Consider the following 16,174-nt stretch of genomic DNA (forward strand, 5'->3'; position numbering starts at 1 on the left):
AGCCTATCTTGATAACCACTACTACTGAAACCGTTGATGGAAAACAACAAAAAATTCTTGGTATCGTGATGGGAAATACGGTACAATCGAGACATATTGGTAGCGATATAGGGACAACTCTGAAGAATGTAGTCGGAGGGGAACTTAAAGATTACTCAAAGCAGAATAACAATTGTACTTGATGGCAGATACCATGAATCTGATCAAAAAAGAAAAATTGATTTTACCCTGCAAGGGTATAAAGGCTTAATAATTCAAACCACGCTAAAACCAGTCCGGGGGGACGGGAGGTGAATAAGGAGTTTCATGAAGAGGCAGGAAAGAGGGGGTATGGACAGGGAAAACGGGCCGACAGGCAATTCCGGAAATCTGTAGGAAGCAACTTATTATCGTGTGTTTCGCACTCCGAGTGGTTTGTATCATATTCTAAGAATCAGTATTCTGCGACTGTACCTCTGGAAAATGTATCAGGCAAATTTAGCAATGCAGGGACCTGCCACCTCACCTCCCAAATACCTGTCTGACATCAAATAATTATAAAAATCCTACAAATATAAATGTTTTTATTATATAATATATATTGTACCCATATATATAATGATAGTTCAAAGTAAAAGGAAAAATATAACAAGACTTATAATATAAACAAAATATTAAATTAAAATTATTCAGGAAATATGAGATACAAGAACATTCCATTGCAGAAACAAAATAAACTTATGCCATAACTAAATAGAAGGAAATCAAAATATATATAAAGGGCATGCAATATTAACTAACTGAAATCAATGGCTGACAATATCGATGTATTCAAGAAAGTGATATTCAGCATCCCACCGATGAAAACGGTGATTGCCACTGTAATAGTATCAGGTTGCCTTTATGGAGTACTTGTTAATTTTTTCCTATCATCAGTATCCCCGCTGGAATTGAGTGTTCATTATATTATAGAGACAATATTGATGGTTTTCGTAATCCCGACACTTATTGCGGGTGAGATTTACCATTTGTCATTTGAGGAGTACCCCCGCAAATGGAGTTACTTCATAGCTCTATTTAGCGAATTTATCCTGTTTATATATGGCATGATCCTGAGTGCCGCCGAGCCAACAGGAATTGCAAGCAGCTGGAACATATTCTGGCTTGCGGTTATTACGGTATTCCTGATCAGCATGATCGTATTGATATCAACGCTGGGGTACAAAAATATTAAAAGAATCACTATATTAAGCCTGGCACATCCACTTATGATAATTGCCACCTATCACATTTTTCTGGGCCGGGAACAAGATATAACTTATGTGACTTACGTGGAAAAATTAGGCGTTTTCTTCCTGACAGGTATAGCAATCCTGCTGGTTTTTTTACTTGCAGAATATCTGATAAGTACCAACGTGAATGTTTCAGCTATTAAATTGTTCTCCGGAATGATGCATAAAAAACAGGAAATTCTGGATCTGGGATATTTTGTAAAACCAGATGTACAGACCCTACTGTTGAAAAATGAAAATGGAGAATCCATTATTGCAATCCCCTGGATACATCCCGGCCCACTCGAAGGATTCGGCGGAGGCAGGGCATCCACAGACATAATAAATCACCTGAATAATAACAGTGAAGGGTTTTTCCTGCATGTTCCATCCACCCATAAATCCGATCCTGCAAATCCCCATGACATTGACAAGATAATAGAAGCATTCGAAAGGCCTGAAACAGTTGGCCAGGCCTCTAAACTGCTGAAGAAGGATTACGGGAAATTGATATTTTACGGAAGGAAATGGGGGGACCAGAAAATAGTCTACATGGAAGCTGAAGAATATGGAGATTACGAGATACCTGTATTTACAGAAATCCTGGACCTCAACAAAGTGGTGATAATAGATCTCCACAACCATGAACGCAACAAGGAACCAAAAGACCAGCTCATGTATGGCACGGTGGAAGCCGAGCATTTCAGAAATTGCTTAAAAGATTTTCTCGACGAACTGGACAAGTGTGAACTCTACGATTATAGGGCAGGTTTTGCCACCGAGGTCCCAGACACACCCAAATTTGCCCTTATCGAAGAGGTTGCCGATCAGAAAGTCCTGATTTTCGGGACTGAGGGAAACGGCATCTCCCATGAGATGATGAATATTGCCCGCCAACATGAGAACGAGTTTGATGAAATCATCATGTTTACCACCGACACCCATAGCAGCATCCATAACATGATAGCTGATAGGCATGTAGACCCGGAAAGCCTGAAAGAGGTTATCGAAAGGGCCGGACAAATTGTATCAAAAGCTAGTGCTGGTTTTACCAGTAAAAGGGCCGAACCTATGAAATTGCTCAAGGATGATTACATGGGGTTGGCCTACAGCATCAACATACTTGCACGCATTATCCCTCTTGCCCTGTTCTTGCTATACATAGCATTGATATTGTGGATCCTGTGAAAACTAAAATATTCTTGTAGGAGAGATTTGTATATAACAGAACATTAATAACTAATATTTAGAATGTTTATTGATAATAGTTTCCACAGGAGATACTATTCATAGAAATGACAGCCGCAAGTCAGAGCATTGCAGCCATAATTTCCTTATATCTCCTTTTTATGTTGACAATCGGTTTTATCGCTATAAAAGAACCGAAAAGCTGTCTGACTATGTTCTTGGCGGCAGGAGATTGAACAAATGGGTAACAGCTCTAACTTCCCAGGCATTGGATATGAGTGGTTGGCTGCTTTTGGGCCGGCTATCATTTTTTCCCTGTTCTCCAGGAAGGTGACAAGAAATGCAGTCCTCGGAGGAAAGGCGGTGTCATGGTGATCCTGTGGAAACAGTTGTCCGGAGGGATTTTTGACCTTTATGAGATCGTTCAGAGATTTATCCCTTCCAGCATTGTGATCCTCTTGAGAACAAGAATGGACCGTGAACCTGCCCAGGAGATGCAGGAAAAGTTCGATAGAGTTCAGCAATCGGCCTGAACTCTTTTTTTTATGCTTTATTTACAATTCAGTCGGCAGAAACTGCCGCATCCCTGCATACTATCTCTGCCTGCTCCAGGATATTTCGGGTTGCTATTTTTTGTTTGTCCGGAGGATAACCATATCTTTTGAGCAGTCGCTTTATGCTTACCCGCATTTTAGCCTGCACGTTTTTGCGCAGGGTCCAGTCAATTGTGGCATTTTGGCGGATCAGGCGCACGAGTTCTTCAGCCATAAGCCTTAAGGTATCATCGCCAAGCACATCAACAGCACTCTCATTTGCTGCAAGGGCATCATAAAAAGCAAGTTCTTCATCTGTGAGACCGAGATCTTCCCCGCGCAGATCTGCCTCCCGCATTTTACGGGCCAGTTCAATGAGCTCCTCAATGATACGCACATTATCTATACTGCGATTCTTATATTTGTTAACCGATTTTTCAAGCATCTCTGCAAAAGATTTACTCTGGATACGGTTTTTCCTTGTCCGGGTTTTGATTTCATCATTGAGTAATTTTTTCAGGACCTCATAGGCAAGGTTTTTCTGGGGAAGTGAACGCACTTCATCGAGGAAATCTTCAGACAGGAGGGATATATCCGGTTTTTTGAGCCCGGCTGCATCAAAGATATCTATTATTTCATCAGTTACAATCGACCGGGAAACAAGATTCTTGATTGCCGAATTTACTTCCCGATTTGATTTTGCAGAACTTCGGTCAATCTTGACCAGAATAGATCGTACGGCCTGAAAATAACCTACCTCTTCATTGATTTTATCCACTTCTTCATGAGGTTTGGAGAGAGCTAAAGCTTTGGAAAGTTCGGCCACATGTTTAATGTAGCGTTTCTTTTCATCATCCATTGCCTTATCAGTATTGCCTTTGGATAGAATGAAATCCGCACCCTGCCGTACAATTAAAAGTTTCTCCCGGGGCGAGGCGGAGAATATACGTTGATAATCAAAACCATGAAACATATCCTTTACAATTTCATATTTTTCACGCATTAATGCAATAGCTTCTTCCTTAAAACTGGCAGGATCACCCCGACCGCCGTTTTCCGTATAGTTATTCATGGCTTTTTTGAGATCATAGAGTATACCTACATAATCGACAATCAGGCCGCCGGGCTTATCACCGAAAACCCGGTTGACACGGGCTATTGCCTGCATGAGGTTGTGACCGGTAAGCCATTTTATAAAATACATGGTATGAAGGGCAGGAGCATCAAAACCTGTGAGCCACATGTCGCATACAATGACAATCTTAAGAGGATCTTCAGGGTCCTGCATCCTGTCTCTGACCTTAAGCCTCTGGGTCTTGCTGCGAATATGGGGCTGAAGCCGGGACTCGTCTGTGGCACTGCCTGTGATTATCACCTTGATATTACCTTTAAGATCGTTATCGTCGTGCCAGTCAGGGCGAAGCTTTGTGATTTCGGCGTAGAGGTCTGCACACATGCGCCTGCTCATACAGACAATCATACCTTTGCCCTCAAGTACTTCAAGACGATTTTCAAAATGATCTATTATGTCGCCGGCAAGTTTGCTGAGATTGTCTTTACTTCCGACAACCGCCTCAAGCCGTGACCAGCGACTTTTCAATTCTTCAGTTTCATAATCTTCCCGGCCTTCGGTTATCCCATAAAAGTCCGAATCCAGGGTTTCCTTTACTTCGTTTGAGATCTCCAGTTTGGAAAGGCGGCTTTCATAATAAATCGGGACGGTTACATTGTCCCTTACAGCCTGCTCGATATCATAGATATCAATGTAATCCCCGAAAACTGCAGGAGTGTTGCGGTCTTCCAGTTCTACAGGAGTCCCTGTAAAACCGATGAAGGAGGCTTCAGGGAGAGCATCCCTCATGTGTTTTGCAAAACCGTAATGTATCTGTGCACCATCGTATTTCCGGGTAATCTTTGCATCAAAACCATATTGACTCCTGTGAGCCTCGTCTGCAATTACAACAATATTGCTCCTTTCCGAAAGCACCGGAAAGCGATCTTCATCCTCCCCGGGAAGGAATTTTTGTATGGTGGTGAATATTATGCCGCCTGAGGCCACTGACAATAGTTGCCTTAAATGATTGCGGTTTTCTGCCTGTACCGGCGTCTGGCGTAAAAGCTCATGACATCGTGCAAAATTCTCAAAGAGCTGGCCGTCCAGATCATTGCGGTCTGTTATTACCACGACGGTAGGATTGTTAAGATACTGTACAATTTTGCCCGAATAGAAAACCATTGACAGGCTTTTCCCGGAACCCTGAGTATGCCATACAACCCCACATCGGCGGTCTCCTTCAGCAGAGACGGCAATCTTGGTTTTTTCCACGGCTTTATTGACCGCATGGTACTGATGATAACGGGCCAGTTTTTTGCTGATAGGACCGTGATTTTCCTCAAATACAATGAAGTTGCATGTAAGATCAAGAAGAATTTTCGGCTCACACATGCCTTTCAGGAGGACTTCCATGGGTGGCACCAGGAATTCGGCAATTTTCTCTCCGTCCAGGGTCTTCCAGGAGAGGAACCATTCCCTGCTTGATGTAAGGGTTCCCGCACGGGCATCCTGCCCATCGCTGATTGCAAGTATGGCATTGTAGCGGAACAGGGAAGGGATTTCTTTTTTGTAGGTCTGTAACTGGTTGTAGGCATTATCCAGAAGGTCGTTGTCTTCAAAATTCTCCATGTTGTCGGGTTTCTTTAATTCGATTACAACAAGAGGCAGCCCATTTACAAAGAGAATTACATCCGGACGGCGTTCATGCCTGTCCTCTACCACTGTGAACTGGTTTACAGCCAGAAAATCGTTGTTATCGAAATTTTCAAAATCAAAAAGCCAGACTTTATCATAGGTGGTTTGCCCGCTATCCTTTTTGTATTCCACATCCACACCGTTGACAAGCATGTTATGGAAACTGCGGTTGCTGTGCACCAAGTCCTGACTTTCTTCCCGGATAACCTTTTTCAGCGCTTCCACCCGGGCCTGCACAGGGATATCGGGATTGAGGGTTGCGATGGCATCCTGCAAACGCTTCTCAAGAACCACATCAGAAAAACCTGCCCGCTCCTGATCAGGCATCCCTGGAGCAATATCAGGACCGTACCGGTATCCATAACCCAGATCATTTACAAGAATATCCAGGGCTGCTTCCTCTATTTCGGATTCGGAGATTATGGCCGGCATGAATTACTTCCCATAACTTATTAGGATATTGCAGAATATGTTGTTTTACTATTAGATATATTTTATTAATTTATAGCAAGAGATGCCCGGAGAAGATGATAAAAACTACCAATCCGGTAGAAATTGGTGGTTTTTGGTAATTTCAGGAATTGATGTATTGCTTAAAAATTACAAAATTTATCCATTGCAACATTGGACTGCCTGAGGAGACACTTCAAGCACCAGTTCGATGGCTTCCCGGATATTCTCCAGGGCTTCTGCCTTTGTGTCACCTTCACTTATAGCCGATGGGATTTCCAGACAGCGTGCCGTGTACCCATCCTCTTCTGCGACCTCAAGAACAACTGTATATTCCATAGTTAATCATCCGTGTTTCTGGTATATTAAATTTGATTGTATTGATTTGACTGGAGGTAAGGCATCGAGATTTAGTTCACCCTGTTACACCTGAATATCTGTACATCAATTTGTTGCGTACCTTTATTTGCTCAATATACCCCAGTTCCGAGAGATATTGCATATCACGTCTTGCGGTGTCGTAGGCAACATTGTATTTACCCATTATTTCGGCGATGGAGAACAGCCTGTCGGATTCTTCAAGCAGGGTTTTGAGGATGTCGGCCTGCCGGAGATTTAAGTTTTCAGCGGTTTCAATCAGCTGCATGGCTGTGGCCTGCTCCTCCTTTTTGCGAACGATATACTCCTCGAGGTCTTCCAGGGCTCTTTCGATTGCCGAGAGGTTGTAGTTTATGAAATAGGTCAGGTCATTGTCATCGGTTTCGGTGTAAAGGTAGGCGCGGGCGTATTTCGTTTTGGAGTGAAGCAATATCCGGGAGATGGGCATGTATTCAAAGAGCCAGTAGCCCCGGCTGAGCATGTACCAGTAGAAGATGGAACGCGCACACCTTCCGTTGCCGTCGATGAAGGGATGGATGTAGCCGATGAGGAAGTGCAGCATGATCCCTTTGATTAGGGGATGGATGAATTCGTCTTCATCGCTGCTGGCAAATTCACAGAATTCCTGCATGTGTGCCGGGATTTCCCGGTAGTCCGGCGGGGTGTGGTAGATTTTACTACTGTCCTGCGGATTGGCTACCACTATGTCGTTGTTGTCCCGGAATTTCCCCTCATCCGCCGGGTTTTCCATGGTATCCCGGGTAATCTCCCTGTGAATTTCAAGCAGGGTGTCCACGTCAATGGTCCTGCTTTTCATGTCGGCGATCCTGCGGATAGTGCGATAGCCGTTGACGATCATCTTCTCGGAGTAATCCCGAGGCCGGCGCTTTTGCCGCAGCATCTGCTTGGCGGCTTCCCGGGTGGTGGCTGCCCCCTCCAGCTGGCTGGAGGCGATGGCCTCTTCCATGAGGGAGTTGACAATGTAGCGCCTGCGATCCGCAGCACTGTCCCCGCCCGGCCTGCCTTCCAGATTACCGGCTCCCGGGGTGTCCAGCAGGTGCAGCCTGCGCAGGGTTTCATTGGATTGCACGTACTGGAAGGCCCATTCCCCGAATTCGATATGTCGTGCCTGCATCGACCTGCTGCTTTTGATTACAGCCCACAGTTTTTCCGCCTCCACGGGCAGTTTCCTGCGGCGCAGCTCCTCCCAGTGCAGGTAATCCCGGTTATATTTTGTAACAAGTTCCTGTATCCCGGGATCAACAAACAGCGAATACGCATCAGGATACTTCTCAATCACCGCCCACATATCCGGGGCCTTCTGCGGAACCTTCATAACTACCAATCCGTTAGTTTCTGGTAGTTTCTGGTATTTATTGGAATAAATAGATTACTACCAATGTGGTAGGAATTGGTAGTTTTTGAAGTGAAAAGTAAAAGAAAATCAATTCTCTTCTGTCTCACGCCATTCCTTATTGCGTGTGGCCTCTTTGTCGTAACTATCAGCTAGTTCTCTCAAAGTAACTGCCAACCTCTGGTAGCCCGCATTCTCTACAGCTTCGGCCTGTTTACGATATTTTTCTGCGAGCTCTCGCTCTGGTTTTCCTGTTGGGTCAACAACATGCGCGCCTCGTGAATTATATAGTTCGACACTAAATCCATTTCTCATAGATTCTGCATCAGATTCATTCAATGCTTCTGCTATTGTATGGTTAATCCAGAGCCCATTTGCGTCAGGGGGAGAATGGATCAGCACCCCTCCAACGTAGATCAGGGCAATATCCAAATGCCCTGATTCCATGCACATCTCCTTCACCCTCTGGAGCCAGTTTGAGAACTTTTCACCATCGAAACTACTATCTCTCTGCATTCCAGGTAGTGTGCGCCAGTCATGAAGAAGGTACAACGCGTTAGTTGCAAGTGCTTTCTTCTCCTCAGATAACTCACTTGTAGTACCTTCACTATTGTCTGGTCGATAAATCAATTGAATAATTTCACAGAAAAATTCAGGATCACTGGCAAGACGTCGTTCCAGCAGTATTGGTGAAGCATCACGATGATATTGTAATACCTGCAAATAGGCCCATTCAACTTGGAAAAGGCCGTCCTTCAAAACCTCGGGATTCTGCTGAAGATACTTGATAAGTTCTACTATTTGATATTGATCCATCATATTTGGTGTTTCTGAGGAAGATACAGCCGCAAGCAATGCACTTACACATTGGGATACATCGATTGGATGTTTTTCGTGGTGCATTCTATAAAGGCATCTGATAGCGGCATAGGGTCTTCCATGTTCAATCAGTTTGTCAATGGCAATACCAAGCTCATTATCTTTCTGTTGATAGGGATTTGCACTGGTTATTAACCAAAAATCACCCTCTACATCTCCCAACCACTCAGCTGCACGATCCCATGTTTCTCTAGTAAACGGAAGGTAGCTGAGAAACTGCCCAAGCTGTACGGTAGTCCAGTCTGACTTGTCTAAATCATCAGCCCACGTCCAACCATTGACATAGTGACGGCACCCAACATACCCGGCAATGAAAGACAAATGCTGCTGATCTTCCGAATCAAAACATTCCGGTAACAAAACCGAATCAATCTCTGTACCTGAGATAATTCCAAGAGAACATCCAACCTGATCAGGTGATTCGACAGCGCCGGCAAATTGAATGACCGAATCGGTGCCTCCTCCATTAAAGATATCCTCTACAGCTTCTTGACGATATTCATCAAGTTTCTTTTGTTGTTCCTCCCAATTACCATTCTCTTCGTAGAGATCAAAGGCACGGCGGGAAAATAAGTGTTGATAGAGGTTCAAAGGGTTTGATGGAGCCAGTTTGTCAGAAACTTCCTCGATGGAAGATAGTGACTCGGCGTCCAGAGCCCATTTTGCATCAGCAAATTTCCGGTGGATGGAGGTAAATTCAGTAAGCTTATCCCAAATCGGTAGTCTCTCATCTTCAGGCAGCCCTGAAATATCATCCGACGACAAGACTTCAATCAATTTATCAAATGATGGCTTGGGCAAGTTACCGAAATGATCAACAAGTTCACTGAGTTTGACTGTCTCATGATTTGCCATTGAAACAGCAAGTTCAGCATAAAACAATACCTGCTCATAATATTCCTGACGAGTAACACTCTTTTCACAATCTTCAGGTATGGTATTTCGCCACGACGGTTTGTAGGAACCCGATGACACTTGATGCTGATTGGGTAATAGGCTGAGGATCAGTTTCCAAGCGATTTCCGGCCATTCCTTGAAAAGTGTTCGAACAGCAGCTTTGCGTTTTTCAATTGAGGCTAATGTTTGAGGGAGCCAGGGTAATAAGATTGTTGACAGGGAATTAATCGGTCGGTTTGCCCATGTGCCACCCGGGTCATGGCTGGCAAGTTCACCAAGTATAACACAAACCCGTACCAAGTATTCCTCATCCCATGCGAGGCCTTCCAGTGCCCAAAGCAGGCCGGTTAGATAATTACTCCCACCGATACCGCTTCCTTCCTGATAAAAAAGCTCGTCAAACGGACATGGCGATAAATGTAATGCTTTTTCCACGGTCTTCAGAAACTCGTTTGGAGCAGCCTCCGCTAAAACCGGAAGTAAGTCGTTTAAGCTACCCCACAAAACCCAGTCTGCATCTTCTAAGATTTCACGAATGGTTAGAACAGCGGTTGTCTCTGCTTTTCCCTGAGAACAGTTGATTAATGCATCAGAGCGGTTACCGAGTATGGCTAATCCATTAGCCATACCTTTTCTCAGGGCTGTCGAATGGGTCAGCTTTTTTCTATGAATACTTGCCATGTAGCGCTCTTCAAGGGGTAGTTCAAAATATGGGTGGCGTTCAGTCAGTACGAAGACGGCGGATTCTTTGAAGTCATCCAGATTCTGATCGAATATACGTGAACCCAGTGCATCCCACAAATTTGCACGTTTTGTCATTTTCCAAATTCCATTTCGAAGAGATAGAGGACTGTCAGGCAACTGAAGTATATCCCTGGCTTTTGGAATCCAATTTGAATCATCTTCAGTGGTTACTTTGTTTATGACTGAAACATCTGATTCGTTTTTCTCATTCCATGCACCGACCAAATTTGCCAATGCAAGATATGCAGCGTGCTGATTCTGGTTCCAGTCTGTTTCGGACTCGCTTTTCGTTAATTCTGTTGGAATATGAATAAAGGTGGGTTGTTTGAAAGCTTCTATTAACTCTTCAGGTAAGTTTTCAGGAGAAATTGTCCCTGCATCCTGATTCCATGTTTGAACAACATCAACAACCCGTGACCAGATCCAGTGCGGATATTGCTGGTTGAACTGTGAAATATGAGAGTGCAGAAGTGAAAGAACGACGCCAACTTCTTTCCCCAAATCATATCCTAGCAGATGAAAATGATTGAGAAATGCATAAAGTTCGTCACTTGAAACGTCAGAACCATTGTTAGCAGCTTTTAGGTGGTACTGGAATACTTCCAATTTTTCCTCACTTTTGGAAGGGCTGAATTTGGCTTGTTTAACATTTCTGTAGAATTCATCTGCGTTCTTGGTATGTCTCGCCTGATCCAACAACCATTGAGCATTGTGAAAATCCGTTCTATTCAACGGACCAGTAATAAGTGCGATATTGTCTTTACCTCTGGTAAAAATATCTGGATTATTAAAATCATCCCATGCTGCTTGGATAACTTCTGATAATTGAGAGTTACTCTTACCTTTAGTGATTGCAATTGAATGTTTTACCTGGCATAGCAATTTTCGTCTATTTTCTGTACCTTTCTCCTCAACAAAAACAACAAGATCATCGGTATCAAATCCGTCAACTTTTCCCTGTAGCTTTATCTCTACAATGGGCCAGCAAGGCAAACATGGAGCATATCCGCCGGAAAGCATCAGTACAACAAACGAAGACTGAACATGGGCCTCAAAATGAGCACCTCCTCCACCTGTTGAAAATGAATTGCTGAGATTCTTACTGTTCATATCAATCCCTTTTCTAGCTTTAATTTTTCAGATATTCTTATTTTTCCTGACATTAGTTTGGGGAGAAGAGTATCACGGATATGAGAAAGATTTGCTTCTTCTTTCTTGTTTTTATGTATAATAATAAGTATTGATAAGATAATTGAATTAAATTGATCCAATACTGTTTTTTGAGGAATAACCCACTTTTGAAAATGTATCACGTTCCTATTGACACCCGGAACGCCGGAATCAGAGCTCAATTTAGCAAAATTCATTCTCTGGAGATTCATAAAAACCCAGTATAAAGGAATTTGTGATTTCAGTTTCACAAAAAAAACAGTATCAATAGGATAAAAATCTTTTTCAACCCAAAAAACCGAACCAATAGTTCCCTTTCTACCTACTATAATTCCAGGTCCATTTAATAAAGGCTTGTTGTGATAACCACTTATTCCACCTGAACCGTAAACTGGATAAGGGCCCGAAATTCGTTTCTTTTTTGGCAATGATTTTCCATAAGCTAATTCAAGAATATCCCCAATAGCCTTTACTTCCCATCCTCGCGGAATCTCCCCCAGCCCCGACTCCACCATCTCACCGCCGCTGGATTTGTAGGGCTGCCCGTTCTCATCCGGAAATTCGAAATCGATGAACCACTGCTTGAAGATGGCCTGTGCGATCTGCTCGAGGGTGACATTCATCCGGCGGTTGAGTTCGATTTTGTCGTCGAGGGATTTCAGTATTTCTACTATCCTATGTTGTTCTTCAATTGGAGGAAGTTTCACTGGCAAAGAATAGAAATCTTCTCTTGATGTAGAGGGGATCGCAGATCCGCTATCTAATGAGTTTATATCTAAATTTAATAATTGATAATATGCAAAGCTAATATCTACACAGGTTGGATCGTTCAATTTTAAGTAAAAAGCAGTATCAATTACAAAAAAAGGGTCTTTTGAAAAATGAACCTCTCTATATGCTCCTTTTCTCCCTATAATTACGCCTTCATCATCTACTAAGGGTTTATCACAAGTTCCTATTTGTCCATTTGTACCAAAAACGGGATATTGTCCGGTTGATTTTTTATAATTTCGCAGGGATTTTCCATATTCCAATGTTGCAATATCTCCCCAACAAAATTCCTTCCATTCAGATGTCATACCCAATCCCCTTCAAATTCTCCTTAATCCGCTCTTCCAGCTCCCGGGACTCCCTGAACTGCTCCGCCAATTGAGTCGTCAGCCGCTCCATCTTCTCCTCGAAGGGCTCATCGTCCTCTTCCTCCTCGGCAAAGCCCACATAACGGCCCGGGGTCAGGATGTGGTCGTGCTTTGCGATCTCCTCGAGATTTGCGGACTTGCAGAAGCCCGGGACATCCTTATACGTAAATCCGACATCCTCACCGCGCCAGGCATGGTAGGTGTCGGCGATTTGCTTAATCTCACCGTCCGTGAGTTCCCGGTGGGTGCGGTCCCGCAAGTAACCCATCTCCCGGGCATCGATGAACAGCACCTCGCCCCGGCGGTCCCTGAACTTGTTATTCTGCTTGTCGCGGGTCACAAACCACAGGCAGGCCGGGATGCCCGTATTGTAGAACAACTGGCCCGGCAGGGCTATCATGCAATCCACCAGGTCCGCCTCCACGATACTTTTGCGAATCTTTCCCTCGCCTGCGGTATTTGAGGACATAGAACCGTTGGCCAGCACAAAACCCGCAATGCCTGTGGGGGAGAGGTGGTGGATGTAGTGCTGCACCCAGGCAAAATTCGCATTCCCCTTCGGCGGCCTGCCAAACTGCCACCTGCTGTCATCGGCCAGCTGGTCGCCCTTCCAGTCTGAATCATTAAACGGCGGATTGGACAGGATAAAATCCGCCTTCAGGTCCCTGTGGCGGTCATCATGGAAGGAATCACCCCACTGGATATTACCATCTATGCCCCTGATGGCCAGGTTCATCTTGCACAACCGCCAGGTCGTCTGGTTGGATTCCTGCCCGTACACCGCTATATCATCAACCCTGCCACCGTGGGCCTCAATGAACTTCTCGCTCTGCACAAACATCCCGCCCGAACCACAGCACGGATCGTACACCCTGCCGTGGTAAGGCTCGATCATCTCGGTCAGCACCCTCACAATACTGCGCGGGGTATAGAACTGGCCGCCACGCTTGCCCTCTGCATCCGCAAACCTGCCCAGGAAATACTCGTAAACCCTGCCCAGCACATCCCTGCTGCGGTTTTCCCGATCTCCCAATCCTATCGTACCGATCAGGTCGATCAACTCCCCGAGTCGCTGCTTATCCAGGGCCTCCCGGGCATAATTCTTCGGCAGCACACCTTTCAGGGTGGAATTATCCCTCTCAATCGCAGCCATCGCGTCATCAACAAGCCTGCCGATAATCGGTCTCTTGGCATTGTTCTGCAGGTACTCCCAGCGGGCTTCCGGCGGCACCCAGAAAATATTCTCGGCCAGGTACTCATCCTGATCCTCGGGATCGGCCCATTCGTCCTCTTTGAGTTCAGTGTACTTCTCCTCAAAAGCATCGGAAATATACTTCAGGAAAATCAAACCCAGCACGACATGCTTATACTCCGCAGCATCCATATTATTCCGGAGTTTATCTGCAGTCTGCCACAACTTTTCCTCAAAATTGATATTCTCACCCGTTGATTCCCTGACCATTGTGATCTCTCATTAATTGTGATAATACATAGAGGAAATAATACAATGCATATAATTTTATTGCATTAGTTATTGCAAAAACAACAAACAGTTAAACTCCTGTTTCATCGATAAATAGACACAGGGAAATCCCCCAAAAAAAATAAGAAAAATCCAGCGGGCAAACATATCGCCCGCCTTGCTAAATAAAAAAGCATAATCCGATAAAATCAGCCAAGCACATGCGTGGACAGTACTTTCTGCAACTCGTATATGTCCACCTTCTTGTTGAAGGTCTTTTCAATTGGCTGGGGATCACTGCCAACCCATATCTTAAGTTCTGCATCCAGATCGAAATGACCTGATGTCTCAATACTGTATTTTGTGATTTTGCTATAGGGAATGGACAGATAACTTCTTTTCTTGCCCGTCATGCCCTGAACATCCACAATAATTAACCGTTTATTTGTGAAAATAAACGTATCCCGGATAACAACAAAACCAATCTCTATTGTTTCCCCGTCACACATAAGTTGTCCATAATCCGATTCCAATTTCTCAGGTTCAACAACACCTGCATTACCAAAAATACCCGAAAATCCCATATGATCACTACTCCATTCTTTATTAATAAACAGTAATAGCAAATATACTAATACAGATATAAACTTATCTAATAAGTTCACAGGACCCTGCCGTCAGATCGAAATCAGCACAATAGCCACCAGGGCAGTTGCTACTCCTATCCATTGTTTCTGAGCAAGTTTTTCCTTCAGTATGAACCAGGCCAAAAGTACTGTGCCTGCAGGATAGAGGGAAGAGGTGATTGATGCAATATCCAGCCTGCCGGTCTGGGAAGCAAGAGCATAGAAGGCATTTCCCCCGGTATCAAAAATTCCTGCCACAAGGATTACAGGCAAAACACTGCGCCCGGGCATCTCTACCGGGCCGGACAGGGCGATGAACACAAGCAAGACCCCCACAGCCGCAATTCTGGCAGCAGTAAGGGGCCACAAAACCGCCGTTTCACTTACAAGATCTATTATAATAAAAAAAAGACCAAAACCCAAACCTGCTGTAAGAGGCAGATACAGGTCTTTTTTCTGCACTTTGATTCCGTCACTGTCTGCGGCTATCAGCCATACAGCAATCAGGGCAACCACAAAACCCAGCAGTTTATGGACTTGCGGCAAACCCTCAAAAATAGTAGCATATATTACCGGCACACCCGCAGCCACAACCGCTGACACAGGGGCAACAAAGCCCATTTTACCAAGGGAGAGGCCTTTGTAAAGGGACAGCAGAGCAATACTGATGAAAATGCCTGCAAGTACTCCCCATATGATACCATCAAACGGCGGAAACGTCTCTCCGAGTAAGTATGCAGAACCTGCAAGGAGAAACACGCCAACTGCCTGGGTAATCAGGACCACAGCATAGACATTTGCCTTCTTTGAAGCAAATCCTCCGCTAAAGTCACCGGCTCCCCAGGAAGCGGCAGAAATAAGCCCAAAAAACACGACTAGGAATTCAGCAGGAATCATTTGTTTGCTCCACAGTTAATAGTGTATCCTAAACAATAACGCCGACAAGTATAAAGGTCTTATTAAGAATGCTACAAAATCAAATAAGAAAAAGAAGGAAAAATTATATGTAACTTCCATACATTTCGGCGGCATCCATCATTGCCATAACCTTTATAGGTGGAGCATCCAACGGGAATTCACAACCCGGAGCCAATATATAGCCACCCGACGTATCAATACCTTCTTCAATATTTTCCTTGCAGAGTTCCAGAACTTCCTCGTATGTACTGTTCAGGAACAATGGCGGATTGATATTATACGCTTTTTAGAACCGATTTTGTGAGGTATATTTGGTTGGAATTGTGTTAATTTCAAATTTGCCAGGTTATGGGGAAGATTTAGGCAAGATTATGAGATGAAGGGGAAGCAGAATGAAGATTTTCAGTGATTTGTTCGGACGCATACGTTAAAAAGAA

Annotated in this window: 12 protein-coding genes; 3 read left to right on the top strand and 9 right to left on the bottom strand. The window is 44.2% G+C overall.

The annotated features are described in order from the left end of the window. From A9957_RS05340 to A9957_RS05350, 3 genes are all read left to right on the top strand, one after another. Positions 1-182: heavy metal-binding domain-containing protein (locus A9957_RS05340; protein WP_292343450.1), on the top strand; the 182-nt coding region annotated here is incomplete at its 5' end. A 606-nt stretch (positions 183-788) separates the two neighbouring features. Next, positions 789-2,438: a DUF2070 family protein gene (locus A9957_RS05345; protein WP_096712273.1), complete on the top strand. Its 1,650-nt coding sequence runs from the start codon at positions 789-791 to the stop codon at positions 2,436-2,438. Positions 2,439-2,716: 278 nt separating this feature from the next. Beyond that, complete coding sequence (locus tag A9957_RS05350; RefSeq protein ID WP_128754409.1) at positions 2,717-2,971, top strand: hypothetical protein; 255 nt, start codon at positions 2,717-2,719, stop codon at positions 2,969-2,971. A gap of 28 nt (positions 2,972-2,999) precedes the next feature. Here the strand turns inward: A9957_RS05350 and A9957_RS05355 are convergent, their stop codons facing one another. From A9957_RS05355 to A9957_RS05395, 9 genes are all read right to left on the bottom strand, one after another. Beyond that, positions 3,000-6,152, bottom strand: a complete 3,153-nt coding sequence (locus tag A9957_RS05355) for a type I restriction endonuclease subunit R (protein ID WP_292343453.1) — start codon at positions 6,150-6,152, stop codon at positions 3,000-3,002. Positions 6,153-6,329: 177 nt separating this feature from the next. Further along, positions 6,330-6,509 carry a type II toxin-antitoxin system HicB family antitoxin gene (locus A9957_RS05360; protein WP_096712271.1) on the bottom strand — a complete coding sequence of 60 codons (180 nt, stop codon included), beginning with the start codon at positions 6,507-6,509 and terminating at the stop codon, positions 6,330-6,332. A 76-nt stretch (positions 6,510-6,585) separates the two neighbouring features. Next, entirely contained in the window at positions 6,586-7,884 is a 1,299-nt protein-coding gene (locus tag A9957_RS05365; protein ID WP_292343454.1) for a Fic family protein, read from the bottom strand. 108 nt (positions 7,885-7,992) lie between these two features. Continuing rightward, complete coding sequence (locus A9957_RS05370; protein ID WP_105460631.1) at positions 7,993-11,532, bottom strand: hypothetical protein; 3,540 nt, start codon at positions 11,530-11,532, stop codon at positions 7,993-7,995. Further along, complete coding sequence (locus A9957_RS05375; protein ID WP_105460632.1) at positions 11,529-12,671, bottom strand: restriction endonuclease subunit S; 1,143 nt, start codon at positions 12,669-12,671, stop codon at positions 11,529-11,531. The genes A9957_RS05370 and A9957_RS05375 overlap by 4 nt, the downstream gene beginning before the upstream one ends. Next, the gene (locus A9957_RS05380; protein ID WP_292343456.1) at positions 12,661-14,193 is read right to left on the bottom strand and encodes a class I SAM-dependent DNA methyltransferase; all 1,533 of its coding nucleotides are present in this window, start codon (positions 14,191-14,193) and stop codon (positions 12,661-12,663) included. The genes A9957_RS05375 and A9957_RS05380 overlap by 11 nt, the downstream gene beginning before the upstream one ends. Before the next feature lie 209 nt (positions 14,194-14,402). Further along, a complete protein-coding gene (locus A9957_RS05385) occupies positions 14,403-14,777 on the bottom strand; it encodes a PH domain-containing protein (protein ID WP_096712266.1) in 375 nt (124 codons plus the stop codon). Between the two features lie 93 nt (positions 14,778-14,870). Continuing rightward, positions 14,871-15,716 (bottom strand): DMT family transporter, encoded by an 846-nt coding sequence (locus tag A9957_RS05390; RefSeq protein ID WP_096712265.1) that lies wholly within the window; start codon positions 15,714-15,716, stop codon positions 14,871-14,873. A gap of 103 nt (positions 15,717-15,819) precedes the next feature. Further along, complete coding sequence (locus A9957_RS05395) at positions 15,820-16,011, bottom strand: uroporphyrinogen decarboxylase family protein (protein WP_279387841.1); 192 nt, start codon at positions 16,009-16,011, stop codon at positions 15,820-15,822. Between the last annotated feature and the right edge of the window lie 163 nt (positions 16,012-16,174).

It is taken from the genome of Methanohalophilus sp. DAL1 (assembly GCF_001683555.1).
GTDB lineage: Archaea > Halobacteriota > Methanosarcinia > Methanosarcinales > Methanosarcinaceae > Methanohalophilus > Methanohalophilus euhalobius.